This window comes from Enhydrobacter sp., assembly GCF_030246845.1.
Classification (GTDB): Bacteria; Pseudomonadota; Alphaproteobacteria; order Reyranellales; family Reyranellaceae; genus Reyranella.
Genome location: NZ_CP126889.1, coordinates 1,386,217 through 1,402,182, shown reverse-complemented (window position 1 = coordinate 1,402,182; position 15,966 = coordinate 1,386,217). Strand labels below are relative to the sequence as shown.

Genomic DNA, 15,966 nt, shown 5'->3' with positions numbered 1-15,966 from the left:
GCCGCTACTCCGCGGCGGCGCGGGCCGTCGCCGGGGCACGGTAGGCGGCCAGCAGCGACGTCTCGCGCGCCTTGGCCGCCTGCACGTTCCTTTCCTTTACATGCCCGAAGCCGCGCATGCTCTCCGGCACCTGGGCGATCTGCACCGCGATTGGGTGGTTGGTCTGGTCGAGCGTGGCGAGGACGCTGTCGATCGTTGCCTCGTACTCGCCGATCAGGCGGCGCTCCATGCGCCGCTCCGCGGTGCGCCCGAAAATGTCGAAGGCCGTGCCGCGCAGCTTTCTCATCGAGGCGAGCAGGCGGAAGGCCGGCATCATCCAGGCGCCGTACTCGCGCTTCTTGAGGTGGCCCGTCACCGGATCGCGCTCGGCGAACAGCGGCGGCGCCAGATGGAAGGTGATCCTGTAGTCGCCCTCGAACTGGCTGCCGAGCTTCCTCAGGAACTCGCCGTCGGTGTAGAGCCGCGCCACCTCGTACTCGTCCTTGTAGGCCATCAGCTTGTAGAGCGACTTGGCCACCGCCTCGGCGAGGCCGGAACGGCCCTTGGCCTTCTCCTTTTCGGCCTTGGCGACTTTGTCGACGAAAGCGCGGTAGCGCTCGGCATAGGCGGCGTCCTGGTAAGCGGTCAGCAACTCGACCCGCTTGGCGACGATCTCGGCCAGCGTACGGGCCACCGGCTTCTCCACGCGCAATGTCGGCTTGGCCGCGGTCTGCACGGCAGCAAGATTGTGCGCGGCGAGCCGGCCCCAGTCGAAGGTGCGCTTGCTGGTCTCGACAGCGACGCCATTCAACTCGACCGCGCGCATGAGCGCCTCGAGCGACAGCGGCACCAGCCCTTTCTGCCAGGCGTAGCCCAGCATGAAGAGATTGGTCGCGATCGAGTCGCCGAGCAGCGCGGTGGCGAGCCCGGTGCCGTCGACGAACGAGGTGGCCTCGTCACCGGCGGCGTCGCGGATCGCCTTCATCATGGACTCGGCGCCGAGATCCATGTCGCCGTTGGTCACGAATGCCGCGACCGGCGTCATATGGCCGTTGATCACGGCCTTGGTGATGCCGGGCTCGATGCGCGACAGCGCCGCCGGTGACGCGGCCACCACCATATCGCAGCCCAGCACGAGATTGGCGCCGCCCGCGGCGATGCGTACGGCATGCAGGTCGTCGGGCCGGGGTGCCAGCCGCACATGGCTCATGACCGCGCCGTTCTTCTGCGCGAGCCCGGTGAAGTCGAGCACGGTGCAGCCCTTGCCTTCGAGATGCGCCGCCATGCCGATCAGCGCACCGACGGTGATCACGCCGGTGCCGCCGATGCCGGTCACGAGGATGCCGTACGCCTCGCTCAACGGCCGCAGGGTCGGCATCGGCAACGAGGCCAAGGGATCGTCCTGCACGACCTTGAGCTGCGGTCGCCGGGCCTTGGCCGGCGTACCGCCGTGCACCGAGACGAAGCTCGGGCAGAAGCCCTTCAGGCAGGAGAAGTCCTTGTTGCAGTTGCTCTGGTCGATCTGGCGCTTGCGGCCGAGCTCGGTCTCGAGCGGCTTGACCGACACGCAGTTGCTCTGCTCGGAACAGTCGCCGCAGCCCTCGCACACCGCGTCGTTGATGAACACGCGCTTGGCGGGATCGGGGAAGGTGCCGCGCTTGCGCCGCCGCCGCTTCTCGGCGGCGCAGGTCTGGTCGTAGACCAGCACGGTGAGGCCCGGGATGTCGCGCAGCTCGCGCTGCACGGCGTCGAGCTCGTCGCGATGGCGGATGCTGACGCCATGCGCGAAGCCGGCATTGGGCGGATATTTGTCGGGCTCGTCGGTGACGACCACGATCCTCTTCGCGCCCTCGGCCTCGACCTGCCGCGTGATCTCGGGGACGCTCAGCGGGCCGTCGTGCGGCTGCCCGCCGGTCATGGCGACGGCGTCGTTGTAGAGGATCTTGTAGGTGATGTTGACGCCCGCGGCCGCCGACTGGCGGATCGCCATCAGGCCGGAATGGTAGTAGGTGCCGTCGCCCAGGTTCTGGAAGATGTGCTTTTCCGACGTGAACGGCGCCTGGCCGACCCAGGCCACGCCCTCGCCGCCCATATGGCTGATGAGCGAGGTGCGGCGTTCGGGCATCCACACCGCCATGCCGTGGCAGCCGATGCCGGCCATGGCGCGACTGCCCTCGGGCACGCGCGTCGAGGTGTTGTGTGGGCACCCCGAGCAGAAATAGGGCGTGCGCGCCATCTTGGGCGGCGGCGCGGCGAGCAGCTTCTCCTTGGCCTCGAGCCGCGCCAGCCGCTGCTTGAGCTCGGGTGACTCGCCGGCATGCTTCATGAGCCGGTTGGCGATCACCAGGGCGACGCCGGTGGGCGAGAGCTCGCCGTCGCTCGGCAGGATGATGCGGCCGGTCTCGTCGGCCTTGCCGATCACCAGCGGCCGGCGATCGGCCGGCAGGTTGTAGAGGATGCGGACAAGCTGATCCTCGAGGTTGGAGCGCTTCTCCTCGACCACGATCACCTCGTCGAGGCCTTCGGCGAAGCGGCGCGCACCCTCGGGCTCGAGTGGCCACGTGAGCCCGACCTTGTAGAGGCGGATGCCGAGCGCTTTGGCGCGCGCGTCGTCGATGCCGAGATCCTCCAGCGCCTGGCGTGTATCGAGATAGGCCTTGCCGGTCGTCATGATGCCGATGCGCGCCCGCGGCGGCTCGATCACCGTGCGGTCGAAGCCGTTGGCCCGCACGAACGCCTGCACGGCCGCCATTTTTGGCCCGTGCAGGCGCCTTTCCTGCTCGAGCGGAGGATCGGGATTGCGGATGCCGAGCCCGCCCGGCGGCAACTGGAAGTCGGTCGGCATCACGACCTGGATGCGCTCGGGATCGACCCAGACCGAGGCGCCGGACTCGACGGTCTCGGAAATCGCCTTGAAGCCGATCCAGCAGCCCGAATAACGCGACAGCGCGAAGCCCAGGATGCCGAAGTCGAGATACTCCTGCACTGTCGCCGGATTGACGACGGGGATCATGGCGGCGGCGAAGACCTGCTCGCTCTGATGCGGCAGGGTCGAGGACTGGCAGCCGTGATCGTCGCCCGCCAGCGCGATCACGCCGCCATGCGGCGAGGTGCCGGCGGCATTGCCGTGCTTCAGCACATCCATCGAACGATCGACGCCCGGCCCCTTGCCGTACCAGATGGCGAACACGCCATCGACAGCCGCCGACGGGAAAAGATTGGTCTGCTGGCTGCCCCAGACCGCGGTCGCGGCGAGATCCTCGTTCAGGCCCGGCTGGAAATGGATGTTGTTCTCTTTCAGGTAGCGCTTCGCGCCCCACAGGGCATTGTCGTACATGCCCAGCGGCGAGCCGCGATAACCCGAGATGAAGCCGCCGGTATTCAGCCCGGCCTTGAAATCGCGCTGGCGCTGCATCATCGGCAGGCGCACCAGCGCCTGGATGCCGGTGAGATACACGCGACCCTTGTCGAGCCGGTAACGGTCCTCCAGGGCGTAGTCGCCGAAGACGAGGGGGACGGGGGTGGCGGCCGTGCTCATCGCTGAAAGTCCTCCCGCAAAGGGGTAAACCGACGTTCACAGGGAGAATAGCGGCCCGGACAGAGAAGGGGAAAGGCCGTTGCCCGCGTTTCAGGATGAAATTTCGCATCTCCTGAGCTTGGGCTACGTTGTACCGCGGCCATCGTCAGGAGGAGCCATGGCATACAAGACTATTCTGGTGCATTGCGACGCGGGCAAGACATCCGCCGCCCGGATCGGCGTGGCGCTCGATCTCGCGGCGCGTTTCGGCGCCCATGTGATCGGCGCCTATGTGCGGCCGCGCTTCGAGGCGCCGATCTTCAGCGATGGCAGCCTCGCCGTGGACGCGCTCTACCAAAACTACGACGCGTCGGTGAAATCCGACGAGGCGGCGGCGGCAACGCTGTTCAGGAACGGCGCGGCCGGCAAGAGCGTGCCGACCGAATGGCGGACGGCCGATGGCTATGCAGACGAGGCCCTTGCCCGGCTGGCGCACGGCGCCGACCTGGTGGTGGTCGGCCAGCGCGAGCGCGAAACCTCTACCATGGGAGCGCAACCCGACCTGCCGGAGCGGCTGGCGCTGGCGAGCGAGCGGCCGGTGCTGGTCGTGCCGTATATCGGCGTCAGCGCCGCGCCGGGCAGGAGAGTGCTGCTGTGCTGGAACGGCCGGCGCGAGGCGGGCCGGGCCGCCACGGGCGCTCTGCCGCTCCTCGAGAAGGCGGAGACCGTCTCTGTCCTCACCATCGCCGCATCCGGGAGCGGGGAGGAGGGCGACAGCGCCGCGACATCGGAGTTCATGGGCTGGCTTGCGCGCCACGGGGTGAAGGCCGTGCGCCAGCACGACACCGCCGACGACTCGGACATCGGCGACATCATCCTGTCGCGCGCGGCGGACGGCTCGGCCGATCTGATCGTCATGGGCCTCTACGGCCACTCGCGCACGCGCGAGATGGTGATGGGCGGCGCCAGCCGCACCGTGCTGGGCAGCATGACCGTGCCGGTGCTGATGGCGCATTGACGACGAGGACGAAGAGGCTCTTCGACTGCACTTCGCTACGCTCGGGGCGACGAACCAGCTTCGCTAGTTCGTCGGCTTCTTGCCGGCCTTGTAGCTCGCGATCGCGGCCTTGAGCATGCGGTACTCGGTGCAGCCGAAGACGCAGATCGAATCGAGGCGCGCCAGTTGCTGCTCGGCCTCGGCCGGCCGGTCGAGCATCAGGTAGGCCTCGCCGATATATTCATGCGCTCCGATGTGCTTGGGATCGATCGACAGCGCCTGGTTGTAGTATTGCAGCGAGCCGTTGGGATCGCCCGACTTGCGCGTGGCGTAGCCCATGAGGGTGTAGGCGTCGGCGTTCTTCGGATCCTTGGCCACGACCTGCTGCAGAAGCGGCATGGCGCCCCGGTAGTCCTTGGCCTCGATCATGGCCTTGGCGCGCGTGAAGTTCGGATCCTTGACGGGGGCGGGCGGGTTGTCCATGCCGCCGCCCCCGCCGCCTGCCGCATAAGCCGACGCCGAAAACACCAGGGCCAGCAACGCCATGCCGGAGAACAGGGTCGAACGCATGAGGGCCTCCTCCCTTCGCTTGCGGGGATTGTTCCGGACATACCGATCGGCGCAACGAAATTAAGATGACAAGCTCGTGAGATCGCTGGCGCGCGGCAGGGCGCGTACCGCCAGCCGTCCCTGCCGGCCGCGAATCTCGACGTCGTGACGCGCCGCGCCGGAGAGATCGACGCCCGCCCGGTCGAGCAGATCCTGCGACACCACCAGCTCGACGCCGAAATCCTTGGTGAGCGTCTCGAGTCGGCTCGCGGTGTTGACCGTGTCGCCGATCGCGGTCAGCGACGAGGTGCGCTCGAAGCCCATCTCGCCCACGATCGCCGGGCCCGCATGCAGGCCGATGCCGATGCGCAGGGGCTGGTCGAGATCGCCCGCCAGGGCTTCATTGAGATCATCGAGGGCGAGTGCCATGCGGCGGGCACCATCGAGGGCTCCCCGGCAGGCGGCCTGCGGCTCGGCGTCGAGGCCGAAGATCGCCATTACCCCGTCGCCGATGAACTTGTCGAGCCGGCCGCCCGCCGCCTGCACCGCCTGGCCGGTGGCGCGGAAATAGCGGTTCAGCAGGAACACCACGTCGTAGGGCAGGCGGCCTTCCGAAATCGAGGTGAAGCCGCGGATGTCCGCGAACAGGATGGCGACGTAGCGTTCGCCGCCATGCGCCTGGGACTGGCGCCGATAGGCGTCGCGGGGGCCGGCCGAGGCCGGCAACAGGGGCGTGATGCGGTAGCGGCCGGGCAGGGGGCGGAGCTGGCAGGCGAGGCGGACGTTTTCCGGGGCGCCGACGCGGGCCAGCACCTTCTGCTCTTCCGTCGAGGCCGGCGGCAGCAGGTGGCGATCGGGGCCGCCGACCCGCACCCGGCAGGTCGAGCAGCGGCCGCGGCCGCCGCAAACCGAGGCGTGGGGAATGCCCGCGATCCGGCTCATCTCGAGGATGGAGAGACCCGTGGGCGCGGACACGGTCCTGCGGTCGCCATAGAAGAGCACCACGACGCCGGCCCGGCGCTCCCACAGGTCGCGCAGCGGCCGAGCCGCCAGGCAGGCCAGCAACAGGACGGTCGCGACCGCCACCAACGTATTGGAGATCGCGTACAGCGCGGCGACACCGTGGGCGTCCGGCGCGTGCGCCTGCTCAAAGACGTTCCTCAGAAAGCCGGGCTGCTGCGCCAGCTCGGCGAAATCGCGCAAGGCGATGGCGGCGCCGCCGAGGCCCGCCGCCGGCACCAGCAGGGCGATTGCGTAGAGATAGGGAAGCGCGGTGCGGTACCAGGGTCGCAGGCGCCAGGCGAAGTGGATGCCGATGCAGGCATGGATCCAGACCACGAACACGAGGCCGAATTGACGGACGACGCCCAGCCAGGTGCCGGCAACCAGCGAACCAAGGACCCACGGATAGCCGCTCTGCACGCCGAAGTAGTCGTGGGCGATGCGCGTGCCGACCACATGCAAGGTTCCAAAGGGGATGATCGACGCACCGAGACAGAGCTGCGCCCACTCCCAGAGCGAAAGCTTGAGGGTGCGCCGGCGAAACAGCGCCCAGAAGGCGAGCGCGATATGGAGCAGCAGGGCGCCGTACAGCACTGTCTGCCCGAGCAGGCCTTGCCAGACGAAGACGAACCAGACCCGCCCGGCCTCGATCACGCGCAGCGAGATCAGGCCAAGCGCGTGATTGAGCAGATGCGTCGTGACGTAGGCGAGGAGGACGTAGCCCGACCAGAGGCGCAGCCGTCCGACCATCGATCTACTTCAGGAGCGGCAGCACCGCTTCCGGCGGCCGGCCGATGGCGGCGCGCTTGCCCGACACCACGATCGGCCGCTGCAGCAGGATCGGATGGGCGGCGATCGCCCGGGCGATCTCGCTGCGGCCGAGCTCGCCCTTCTTTTTCCCGAGCGCCTTGAACTCGGCCTCGCCGTCGCGGATCAGTTCGGCGGGGTCGCCGCCCACGAGGTCGATCAGGGTTTCCACCTCCACCTTACTGGGCGGCTCCTTGAGATATTCCCGGATCGCCGGCTCGATGCCCCTCTTCTGCAGAAGCTCGAGCGTCTGCCGCGACTTGCTGCAGCGCGGATTGTGCCAGATCGTGATGGTCATGCGTCGCTCCCCTGACTGACCTTCGCTCCCGCCTCAGCCTTCGTCCAGCGACTCGGCATTCGGGGCGTCGATCACTTTTTTGGCAAGCTCATAGTCGAAACCGGCCCGCGCCATCGCCGCAAGATCGCGCGGGCGCGCCTGCGCGCGGTCCTTCGCCGGCCGAAAGGGGCCGAGCCGCCGGCGGCGGGCAAGGGCGGTCGCCGCCTTCCATTCGCGCTGGCGGGGATCGGTATGCAGCTCCTCGTCGAGGCTTGCCATCGCCCGGTCGAGGGTATTGGCGTCGACCCCGGCGAGCCTGAGCTTGTGGCGCGTGAGACGTGCCGAGACGCCGCGCCGGTGCAGCGCGCGCGCCTTGGTCTGGGCGAAGGCCTTGTCGTCGATCACGCCCGCCGCCACGAACCGGGCGACGATGGCGTCGATTGCCTGCTGCACGTTCTGCATCACTGGCGCCTCGGCCAGCTCGGCCTTGCGCACACGCCGCTGCAGGATACGGCGCAGGCCCTCGGCGGTGCTGGGATAACGCTCGAGATAGAACGTCGCTGCGTTCTGCAGGTACCGGGCCGTGATTGGCCGCGCCGGCCGTTTCATCGAGGCGCGCCGCTGCAGGAGCGCAACTGGAGTTGCGCGCTCCCATGAACGCTCATCGGAGCGCGCCACTGACAAGAAGCAAGAGCAGGCGCTCAATCAGTATCGTGTCATGCCGAGCGAAGCGAGGGATCTTTCGCGGCGCCGACAAAGGATCCTTCGCTCCGCTCGGGATGACACAGCCTTGCCAAAAGTACTTGTCCATCCACGAGGGTCCGCCCCTGGCCGGTGACGAACTCCAGTGGCGCAATCTTGGCGTGGCCAGCTCGGAAGCCGCGAGCATCAGCCTCTCAGCGGAATGCCGACCATCGCCTCGAGTTCGGCGATTGCCAGGTCGGGATCGCCGACCTTGATGGTGCGCATGCCGAGCGCTCGCGCGGGTTTCAGGTTGATGCCGAGATCGTCGAGATAGATGCAGTGCTCGGGTTCGACGCCCAGCAGATCGCAGGCATGGCGATAGATGCGCGGGTCGGGCTTGCGCAGGCCGAGTTTGCTGGACTCGACGACATGCTCGAAGAGCGCCATGACCTCGGTGACCGCGGCGGCCTTCTCCGGGCTGCGCGCCATGGCAGGGCCTTCGCCGGACTTCATGTTGTTGGTGATGCAGGCGACGCGGAAAGCCGCCTTGCAGCGCCGCAGGGCCTCGACCATCTGCGGCCGAATGTCGCCGCTGATCGCCTTCAGCACGCGCCAGCCGTCGAGCTTGTGCCCTGCCTCGGCCGCCTCGGCCTCGAACAGGCGGACGAACTCCTCGAGCGACACCTCGCTTCTTTCCATTTTGGCCCAGGCATTGGTGTCGGGATTGCGCGCATTGAGTCTGCGAATGAAATCTTCCGGCAGCCCGATCTCGCGTTCGTAGTGTCTGAAGGCTTCGAAGGGGCTGCTGAGGATGACGCCGCCGAAGTCCCACAGCACCGCCTTCGGCGAATTTGCATGGCTGATATTTTTCACGGTGCGACCGTCTTCACCTTGTTCCTGCCGCAGTCGGCTTTTATCTCACGCCCTCCATAGGCGACGGGTCAGGCCCTTGGCTACCCGTCTTTACCTTCACACCGATTCGGGAAAGTGAATATGAGCGAAGCAGCCGTAATGCCGCGCGGCAATGCCGTGCCAGCAAACGACGTGGTTCGAGCGGATGGGCGCAATCGGCGGGCCGCTGCCACCCGCCGCAAGATCATCGAGGCCGCCAAGGCCATGATCGAGGAGACCAGCGAAGCGCCCACGGTGGTGGGGGTAGCCAAGCGCGCCGACGTCTCGGTCCGTTCGGTCTTCCAGCATTTCGGCGACGTGCAGTCACTTTTCGTAACTGTGGTCGACAGCATCGGCGAGGATGTGCAGATGGGGCCGCCGCCGACGGCCGACCGGCCACTGGGGACCCGCGTCGAGGGATTGATCCAGAGCCTCGTCGAGCTGTTCGACAAGATCGTCCCCCTGCGCGTGGCGGCCGGCCAGTTCGCCGGCCATCCGGCGCTCCTGGAACGGGGCCTGGCGCTGCGCCAGCAGTTGCGCGATGCGACGCTGAAAGCGTTCGAGCCCGAGCTGGCTATGCTGCCCGAGCAGACGCGCGAGGAGCTGGTCGACGCCATCGGGGCGGCCCTGTCGCTCGACGCCTGGATTGTCCTGCGCCGCCGCGACGGGCTGAGCGTCGAGCGGGCGGTCGGCATCTGGCGGCTCACGCTCACGGCGCTGCTGGAGCACGAGCTGGGGAAAGCCCGGCAATAAGTTGATGGTACGCCGATTGACTTGGCGTTGGGGATCAGGGACTTAAGGGCCCGATTCAGGAGATCCGACGACAGCGATGGCGACCAGCCAGCTTCACGAGGACTTTTCGCGCGACGAACACGTCAAGGCAGGCTCCGACCGCGGCTTCGGGTTCGTGTTTGCCGGCTTTTTTGCCTTGGTGAGCGCCCTTTCCTGGTGGCGAGGCCATGCCGGCTGGCATTGGACCTTGCCGCTGGCGGCGCTTTTCCTGCTGGTGGCGCTCGCCTATCCGCGGATCCTCAATCCGCTCAACCGGCTTTGGCTGAAGTTCGGGTTGCTGCTCTACAAGGTCGTCAACCCGATCGTGCTCGGCCTGTTGTTCTTCCTCACCATCATGCCGATCGGCTTCATCATGCGGGCCGCGGGCAAGGATTTCCTGCGGCTGAAGCTCGACCGGAACGCCGGCAGCTACTGGATCGAGCGCAAGCCGCCGGGACCGCCGCCGCAATCGATGCGCAACCAGTTCTGATTTCGAAAGGATCGCGGGAAAAATGGGCGCCATAATCGTCGAACTCTGGGCCTTCATGCGCGAGCGCAAGAAGTTCTGGTTGTTGCCCATCCTGATCATGATGGTCGTGTTCGGCGGCCTGATCGTGCTGACCAAGGGCTCGGCGATCGCGCCGTTCATCTACACGCTGTTCTAGGGGAAGCGGACCTCCTGCCATGCGTGTGCTGGGAATTTCGGCGTTCTACCACGACAGCGCCGCCGCCCTGATCGAGGATGGCGTGCTGGTCGGCGCGGCGCAGGAGGAGCGCTTCACGCGCAAGAAGCACGACTCGGGCTTCCCGCAGAACGCCGTCCAGTATTGCCTCGACGTCGCCGGCATCAAGCTGGCAGGCGTCGACTACGTCGCCTTCTACGACAAGCCCTTCCTGAAGTTCGAGCGGCTGCTCGAGACCTATCTCGCCTTCGCCCCCCGCGGCTTCAACTCCTTCCGCATGGCCATGCCGCTGTGGCTGAAGGAGAAGCTGTTCCAGAAGACGCTGCTGCGCGACGAGATGAAGAAGTGGCAGCCGGACTTCGACTGGCACAAGCGCCTGCTGTTCGGCGAGCACCACCAGAGCCATGCCGCCTCGGCCTTCTTCCCCTCGCCCTTCGACGAGGCCGCGATCCTGTGCATGGACGGCGTCGGCGAATGGGCGACGACGTCGCTGGGCTGGGGCCAGGGCAACAAGCTCGAGATGCTCAGGGAGATCCACTTCCCGCATTCGCTCGGGCTGCTCTATTCCGCCTTCACTTACTACACGGGCTTCAAGGTCAATTCCGGCGAGTACAAGGTGATGGGACTCGCGCCTTACGGCGAGCCCAAGTTCAAGGACCTGATCCTCGACAAGATCGTCGACCTCAAGGAGGACGGCACCTTCCGCCTCGACCAGCAGTATTTCGACTACTGCACCGGCCTGCGCATGACCAACGACAGGTTCGCCGCCCTGTTCGGCGGCAAGCCGCGCAAGCCCGAGGAGCTGCTGACCCAGCACCATATGGATCTCGCCGCCTCGGTGCAGGCCGTGACCGAAGAGATCGTGCTGCGCCTCGGCCGCTCGGTGAAGAAAGAGACGGGGGCGAGGAACATCTGCCTCGCCGGCGGCGTGGCGCTGAATTGCGTCGCCAACGGCAAGCTCTTGCGCGAGCGCCTGTTCGACAATATCTGGGTGCAGCCTGCGGCGGGCGATGCCGGCGGCGCGGTGGGCGCGGCCTTTGCCGCCTATCACGGCTTCATGGGCCAGCCGCGCAAGCTCAACGGCGCGATGGACGGCATGGCCGGCTCCTATCTCGGCCCCGCCTTCGGCGACGAGGAGGTCGCGCAACGCCTGGCCGCGGCGGGCGCCAAGTTCGCGCAGCTCACGCGCGAGCAGACGATCGAGCAGACCGCCCAGGCGCTCGCGGACTCGAAGGCGGTGGGCTGGATGCAGGGTCGCATGGAATTCGGGCCGCGCTCGCTCGGCGCGCGCTCGATCCTGGGCGATGCGCGCTCGCCCACCATGCAGAAGACGCTCAATCTCAAGGTCAAGTACCGCGAGTCGTTTCGGCCGTTCGCGCCCGCCGTGCTGCGCGAGGACGTCGAGCAGTATTTCGACATCCACGGAGACAGCCCGTACATGCTGATGGTGGCGCCAGTGGTCGAAAGCCGCCGCCGCGCGATGACCGCGGAAGAGGAAAAGCTGTTCGGCATCGACAAGCTGAACGTGCCGCGCTCGGATATTCCGGCCGTGACTCACGTCGACTATTCGGCGCGCGTCCAGACGGTGCACAAAGAGACCAACCCGGCCTTCCACGCGCTGCTGCAGGCCTTCAAGGCGAAGACCGGCTGCTCGGTGCTGGTGAACACCTCGTTCAACGTGCGCGGCGAGCCGATCGTCTGCACGCCCGAGGACGCCTTCCGCTGCTTCATGGGCAGCGAGATCGAGGTGCTGGTGGTGGGCAACTGCTTCCTGAAGAAGGAAGAGCAAGACCCTGCGCTCAAGCTCGACTACAAGAACGCTTTCGAGCTCGACTAGCTCGCAATCCAACTTCGTCGTCCTAAGTGAAGCGAAGGACCTCCTGCCATTTCAACGAGTAGATCGGTCGCTATCGCCATGGGATCCTTCGCTGCGCTCAGGATGACAAGAGGTCGGATCGCGGACGACTCCGCCTCCCGTGACGGCCGTTAGCGCCATGCACGCCGTGGTCTGCGACCGGCTGGGCGATCCGTCCGTCCTGAAGGTCGAGGAGCGCCCGGTTCCCGAGCCTGGGCCGGGCGAAGTCGTGATCAGGGTCGGTGCCGCGGGCGTCAACTTTCCCGACGTGCTCATGGTGGCCGGCAGCTACCAGCACAGGCCCGAGCTTCCGTTCACGCCCGGCGTCGAAGGCGCGGGCGCGATCCACGCGCTCGGTGCCGAGGTCGCGGGCTGGCGCAAGGGCGACCGCGTGATCTTCGGCGTGCGGCCCGGCGCCTTTGCCCAGTTCGTCAAGGTTTCGGTCAAGAGCCCGTTGCTGCGCCTGCCCGACGGCTGGTCCTATGCCGAAGGCGCGGGTTTTCGCGTCGGCGCGCAGACCGCCTATCATTCGCTGGTCCATCGCGCCCGGCTGGGGGAAGGCGAGGTGCTGCTGGTGCACGGGGCCTCGGGCGGCGTCGGGCTCGCCGCCGTGCAGCTCGGCAAGCATCTCGGCGCGCATGTGATCGCGACCGGCAGCGACGATGCCCGTCTCGCCGTCGTGAAGGCGCACGGCGCCGACGAGGTCGTGAATTACCGCACAGCCGATTTCGTGGCCGCGGTGAAGGCGCTGACCGCCGGCAAGGGCGCCGACGTGATCTACGATCCGGTGGGCGGCGAGGTGCTGGAGAAATCGATGCGCGCGGCCGCCTACGGGGCGCGGCTGCTGGTGGTGGGGTTCACCTCTGGCGGGCCGAGCCGGATCATGTCCAACCATGTGCTGATCAAGGGGCTGTCGGTGCTGGGGGTGCGGGCCGGCGAGACGGTCCGACGCCTCTCGCCCAAGCTGGGACGGGACTACCTGGAAGAGCTGCCGCGGCTCGCCGCCCTCGGTGTCATGCGCCCGCACATCTCGCACCGCTTTCCTCTCGACCGGGCTGCCGACGCCTTCCAGGCGCTCCTCGATCGCAAGGTCGTCGGCAAGGTCGTGCTCGAGATGGAGGCAAGCTCATAAGAGCGTGCCACGAACGAGAAACAGATCTCGCGCTCCGGCCACTGCTGTGTAATCCCGAGCGCAAGCGAGGAACCCTTGGTCGGCGTTGCGAAAGATCCCTCGCTGCGCTCGGGATGACACCATTCTGGAATTTACTTGATCGTCACCTGGTGCGTGATCTTCTCGCCGTCGGTAACGGTGACGTCGTGGAAGCCGAGCAGCTTCAGGAGATCGAAGAAGGTCGCATCCTCGGCGACGGTATGCTCCTGGAAGAAGGGCGAGGTGCGCGACATGGTCGTCATGTTGGCGAGCAGCGCCCGGATCCGGTAGACCGTGTTCAGCTCGCCCGACTGCAGGCCCACGATGATCAGGTGGTCGCCCTTGTCGCCCTTGGCGAACACGGCATAGGGCACGCGATAGTTCGACTGCAGCGTGCCCTGCGACACCACCGTCACGAACTGGATGCGCTCGGCGCGGCCGGCACCCTCGATCGTCTTGAGCTGCGAGGTGTAGGTCTCGGTCGAGGTCGGCTTGGGATAGTAGTAGCCGACATAGCGGCTCTCGCCGTTCGCCGGCACTGGCTTGACCGTGGCCGTCGTCTTGGTCGTCTGTGCCCACACCGGCGCGGTTGCCAAGGCGAGGAAAAGCCCCGCCACGCTCGCCCATTTGTTCATTGCCTCACTCCCCTGCCGCTTCGAGATCTAGAACAGGGTATAGCCGCCATCGATGACGAAGTCGCGCCCTGTCGTGTATCGCGTGGCGTCGCTCGCCAGATAGACCGCGATCGGCCCGAAATCGCCGCCGACGCCCCAGCGCCGCTCGGGGATGCGCGGCATGACGTTGCCCGAGAACTTGGGGTTGGCGAAGGCGTTGGCCGTCATCTCGGTCTCGATCCAGCCCGGCAGGATCGAGTTCACGGTGATGTTGTAGCGGGCGAGCTCGACCGCGAGCGCCCGCACCATGGCGCAGACGCCACCCTTGCTGGCGCCGTAATGGCTGGAACGGGCGGCCCCTTCGATCGCCGCCGTACTGGCCATCGCCACCAGCGAGCCGCCCTTGCCGCGCTCGACCATGTGCTTGGCCGCTGTCCGGAAGGTGAAGAAAACGCCGTCGAGATTGACGCGCAGGACGCGGCGCCATTCCTCGTAGTCCATCTCGAGGATCGAGCCCTTGCCGCGGCCCGAGACGCCGGCGTTGGCGACGCAATTGTCGACATGGCCCATCACCTTCAGCGTCTCGGCGAAGGCGGCCTCGACCTGCTTCTCGTCGCCGACATCGACGGTCTGGGCATGGACCTTGCGGCCGTGCTTCCTGAGCTGGGCCACGGCCTTCTCGTTCTTCTCCACGCGCGTGCCCCAGATGCAGACATCGGCGCCCGCCTCGGCCAGCGCATCCGCCATGCCGAGGCCGATGCCGCCATTGCCGCCCGTCACCAGCGCCACCTTGCCGGTCAGATCGAAGCCCCTGTAGGCCATGCTCTTCTCCCAAACGAAAACCGGGCGGATCAAAGCCCGCCCGGTCTCGACCGTCAACGCAAGCCGAGCTCAGTTCAGCCTGTCCGTTTCGACCAGCACAATCTCGGCGTCCTCGCTCGCCTTGAGCTCGATCTCCGGCTCGTCGACCACGGCGATGCCGTCGCGTGCATTTGCGGCGACAGGCTTGCCGTCCCGGCCCACGACCTCGATCCTGCCCTTGGCCGGCACGAGATAGGCGGGCTTGCGGTCGAGCTTCTGGCGGATCGACTGGCCTGCCTTCAGTGTCCCGGCGAACAGCGTCCCATCGGCATAAAGCGGGATCGCGCCCTCGTGGCCGCGGCCGGAGGCCAGCGGCACCAGCTTGCCGTCGCGCGCCTCGGCCGGGAACTGTACGGTCTCCCAGCGCGGCGGCACGCCTTCCTTGTTGGGCAGGATCCAGATCTGGAACAGCTCGGTCTCGGCCTGCTCCATGTTGTATTCGGCGTGCTGGATGCCGTTGCCCGCGCTCATCACCTGGATCTGGCCCGCTTCGGTGCGGCCCTGGTTGCCCAGATGATCCTGATGGGTGATCGCTCCCCGGATGACATAGGTCACGATCTCCATGTCGCGATGGGGGTGCGGCGGGAAGCCGGACTGCGGTGCGATGCGGTCGTTGTTCCACACGCGCAGCGCGCCCCAGTGCACCCGCGCCGGATCGCGATACTCCGCGAAGCTGAAATGGAAGTTGGCGTTGAGCCAGCCGTGGTTCGACTTGCCCAGTTTCTCGAAGGGCCTGCGTTCAATCATGGGATACCTCTCGGCCCCCGAGATGGCCCCCTGACCGCATGGGATCAAGTTTCGGATTGGTAAGCGCGCATTCTCCTCCTTCCCGCGTCGAAGCGCGGGGCGGAGCTACGGGCCGCGATGGCCGCCATCCTGCAGATGCTTGCTGCCGAACCATCCCCAATAGACGCGATGGTGTTGGATGAGTCCATCCTTCAGCTCCATGACCTCGACCAGATCGAACTGATCGCCGTCCGGGCCGACGCGGGGATATTCCCACATCAACCGGCGACCATCGGTGAAGAAGCCGTGGCGATGACGTTTCCTTTGCGGCGGCTGGGTCCTGAAGACCTTCTCGACGAAGGCGCGCAGGTCCGCCTTGCCCTGCACCACGCCGCTGTCGGAACCCAGCAGGTGGCGGACCAGCGGGCTTTCAAGCGTGCAGTCCTCGGCATAGAGGGCGAGGGACGCCTCGATATCCTTGCGGCCGAGCGCGTCGTCCCAGGCATGATAGATGCGCCGCGCCGCCTCGATGGCGGCGCTGTCGTCCGGCTGAAGATGGTGCTGCGTGTCCATGGTCCGTCCTCCTTCCGTGAGAACCCTGCC

The 15,966-nt window shown here is 66.9% G+C and carries 16 protein-coding genes; 6 read left to right on the top strand and 10 right to left on the bottom strand.

Translation table 11 applies throughout. From position 1 onward, the window contains the following. Positions 1-4: 4 nt before the first annotated feature. Complete coding sequence (locus tag OJF58_RS07175) at positions 5-3,517, bottom strand: indolepyruvate ferredoxin oxidoreductase family protein (protein ID WP_300783107.1); 3,513 nt, start codon at positions 3,515-3,517, stop codon at positions 5-7. Positions 3,518-3,674: 157 nt separating this feature from the next. Here OJF58_RS07175 and OJF58_RS07170 point away from each other — a divergent pair, with 157 nt between their 5' ends. Continuing rightward, positions 3,675-4,514, top strand: coding sequence for a universal stress protein (locus tag OJF58_RS07170; protein WP_300783106.1), 840 nt, complete (start codon positions 3,675-3,677; stop codon positions 4,512-4,514). 63 nt (positions 4,515-4,577) lie between these two features. On the opposite strand, the gene OJF58_RS07165 is transcribed toward OJF58_RS07170, so the two are convergent. The 5 genes from OJF58_RS07165 to OJF58_RS07145 all read right to left on the bottom strand — a co-directional run bounded on the left by OJF58_RS07165 (position 4,578) and on the right by OJF58_RS07145 (position 8,685). Then, entirely contained in the window at positions 4,578-5,063 is a 486-nt protein-coding gene (locus OJF58_RS07165) for a tetratricopeptide repeat protein (RefSeq protein ID WP_300783104.1), read from the bottom strand. Positions 5,064-5,123: 60 nt separating this feature from the next. Next, positions 5,124-6,794 (bottom strand): adenylate/guanylate cyclase domain-containing protein, encoded by a 1,671-nt coding sequence (locus tag OJF58_RS07160; protein ID WP_300783102.1) that lies wholly within the window; start codon positions 6,792-6,794, stop codon positions 5,124-5,126. 4 nt (positions 6,795-6,798) lie between these two features. Next, positions 6,799-7,149 (bottom strand): arsenate reductase (glutaredoxin), encoded by a 351-nt coding sequence (arsC, locus tag OJF58_RS07155; RefSeq protein ID WP_300783101.1) that lies wholly within the window; start codon positions 7,147-7,149, stop codon positions 6,799-6,801. A 33-nt stretch (positions 7,150-7,182) separates the two neighbouring features. Next, positions 7,183-7,737, bottom strand: a complete 555-nt coding sequence (locus OJF58_RS07150) for a RecX family transcriptional regulator (protein ID WP_300783099.1) — start codon at positions 7,735-7,737, stop codon at positions 7,183-7,185. Positions 7,738-8,016: 279 nt separating this feature from the next. Next, a complete protein-coding gene (locus tag OJF58_RS07145; RefSeq protein ID WP_300783097.1) occupies positions 8,017-8,685 on the bottom strand; it encodes an HAD-IA family hydrolase in 669 nt (222 codons plus the stop codon). A 120-nt stretch (positions 8,686-8,805) separates the two neighbouring features. Between OJF58_RS07145 and OJF58_RS07140 the strand changes: the two genes are divergently transcribed. From OJF58_RS07140 to OJF58_RS07120, 5 genes are all read left to right on the top strand, one after another. Beyond that, positions 8,806-9,456, top strand: coding sequence for a TetR/AcrR family transcriptional regulator (locus OJF58_RS07140; protein ID WP_300783096.1), 651 nt, complete (start codon positions 8,806-8,808; stop codon positions 9,454-9,456). Positions 9,457-9,532: 76 nt separating this feature from the next. Continuing rightward, positions 9,533-9,964 carry an SxtJ family membrane protein gene (locus OJF58_RS07135; RefSeq protein WP_300783095.1) on the top strand — a complete coding sequence of 144 codons (432 nt, stop codon included), beginning with the start codon at positions 9,533-9,535 and terminating at the stop codon, positions 9,962-9,964. 22 nt (positions 9,965-9,986) lie between these two features. Continuing rightward, positions 9,987-10,139, top strand: coding sequence for a DUF5989 family protein (locus tag OJF58_RS07130; RefSeq protein ID WP_300783093.1), 153 nt, complete (start codon positions 9,987-9,989; stop codon positions 10,137-10,139). Between the two features lie 19 nt (positions 10,140-10,158). Beyond that, positions 10,159-11,994, top strand: coding sequence for a carbamoyltransferase (locus tag OJF58_RS07125; RefSeq protein ID WP_300783091.1), 1,836 nt, complete (start codon positions 10,159-10,161; stop codon positions 11,992-11,994). 157 nt (positions 11,995-12,151) lie between these two features. Continuing rightward, a complete protein-coding gene (locus OJF58_RS07120; protein WP_300785202.1) occupies positions 12,152-13,144 on the top strand; it encodes an NADPH:quinone oxidoreductase family protein in 993 nt (330 codons plus the stop codon). Positions 13,145-13,275: 131 nt separating this feature from the next. Here the strand turns inward: OJF58_RS07120 and OJF58_RS07115 are convergent, their stop codons facing one another. The 4 genes from OJF58_RS07115 to OJF58_RS07100 form a co-directional block, all read right to left on the bottom strand. Then, positions 13,276-13,797, bottom strand: coding sequence for a hypothetical protein (locus OJF58_RS07115; protein ID WP_300783089.1), 522 nt, complete (start codon positions 13,795-13,797; stop codon positions 13,276-13,278). Positions 13,798-13,824: 27 nt separating this feature from the next. Continuing rightward, positions 13,825-14,598, bottom strand: a complete 774-nt coding sequence (locus OJF58_RS07110) for an SDR family oxidoreductase (protein ID WP_300783088.1) — start codon at positions 14,596-14,598, stop codon at positions 13,825-13,827. 69 nt (positions 14,599-14,667) lie between these two features. Further along, positions 14,668-15,384: a pirin-like bicupin family protein gene (locus OJF58_RS07105; RefSeq protein WP_300783086.1), complete on the bottom strand. Its 717-nt coding sequence runs from the start codon at positions 15,382-15,384 to the stop codon at positions 14,668-14,670. A gap of 105 nt (positions 15,385-15,489) precedes the next feature. Beyond that, positions 15,490-15,936: a nuclear transport factor 2 family protein gene (locus OJF58_RS07100; RefSeq protein WP_300783084.1), complete on the bottom strand. Its 447-nt coding sequence runs from the start codon at positions 15,934-15,936 to the stop codon at positions 15,490-15,492. Positions 15,937-15,966 lie beyond the last annotated feature (30 nt).

Excerpts from the sequence above, each read along its gene's own strand:
- OJF58_RS07150 (WP_300783099.1), bottom strand. The coding sequence starts at position 7,737 with ATGAAACGGCCGGCGCGGCCAATCACGGCCCGGTACCTGCAGAACGCA.
- OJF58_RS07120 (WP_300785202.1), top strand. The coding sequence starts at position 12,152 with ATGCACGCCGTGGTCTGCGACCGGCTGGGCGATCCGTCCGTCCTGAAG.
- OJF58_RS07105 (WP_300783086.1), bottom strand. The coding sequence starts at position 15,384 with ATGATTGAACGCAGGCCCTTCGAGAAACTGGGCAAGTCGAACCACGGC.
- OJF58_RS07135 (WP_300783095.1), top strand. The coding sequence starts at position 9,533 with ATGGCGACCAGCCAGCTTCACGAGGACTTTTCGCGCGACGAACACGTC.
- OJF58_RS07140 (WP_300783096.1), top strand. The coding sequence starts at position 8,806 with ATGAGCGAAGCAGCCGTAATGCCGCGCGGCAATGCCGTGCCAGCAAAC.
- OJF58_RS07125 (WP_300783091.1), top strand. The coding sequence starts at position 10,159 with ATGCGTGTGCTGGGAATTTCGGCGTTCTACCACGACAGCGCCGCCGCC.
- OJF58_RS07130 (WP_300783093.1), top strand. The coding sequence starts at position 9,987 with ATGGGCGCCATAATCGTCGAACTCTGGGCCTTCATGCGCGAGCGCAAG.
- OJF58_RS07110 (WP_300783088.1), bottom strand. The coding sequence starts at position 14,598 with ATGGCCTACAGGGGCTTCGATCTGACCGGCAAGGTGGCGCTGGTGACG.
- OJF58_RS07165 (WP_300783104.1), bottom strand. The coding sequence starts at position 5,063 with ATGCGTTCGACCCTGTTCTCCGGCATGGCGTTGCTGGCCCTGGTGTTT.
- OJF58_RS07115 (WP_300783089.1), bottom strand. The coding sequence starts at position 13,797 with ATGAACAAATGGGCGAGCGTGGCGGGGCTTTTCCTCGCCTTGGCAACC.
- OJF58_RS07160 (WP_300783102.1), bottom strand. The coding sequence starts at position 6,794 with ATGGTCGGACGGCTGCGCCTCTGGTCGGGCTACGTCCTCCTCGCCTAC.
- arsC (WP_300783101.1), bottom strand. The coding sequence starts at position 7,149 with ATGACCATCACGATCTGGCACAATCCGCGCTGCAGCAAGTCGCGGCAG.
- OJF58_RS07170 (WP_300783106.1), top strand. The coding sequence starts at position 3,675 with ATGGCATACAAGACTATTCTGGTGCATTGCGACGCGGGCAAGACATCC.
- OJF58_RS07100 (WP_300783084.1), bottom strand. The coding sequence starts at position 15,936 with ATGGACACGCAGCACCATCTTCAGCCGGACGACAGCGCCGCCATCGAG.
- OJF58_RS07175 (WP_300783107.1), bottom strand. The coding sequence starts at position 3,517 with ATGAGCACGGCCGCCACCCCCGTCCCCCTCGTCTTCGGCGACTACGCC.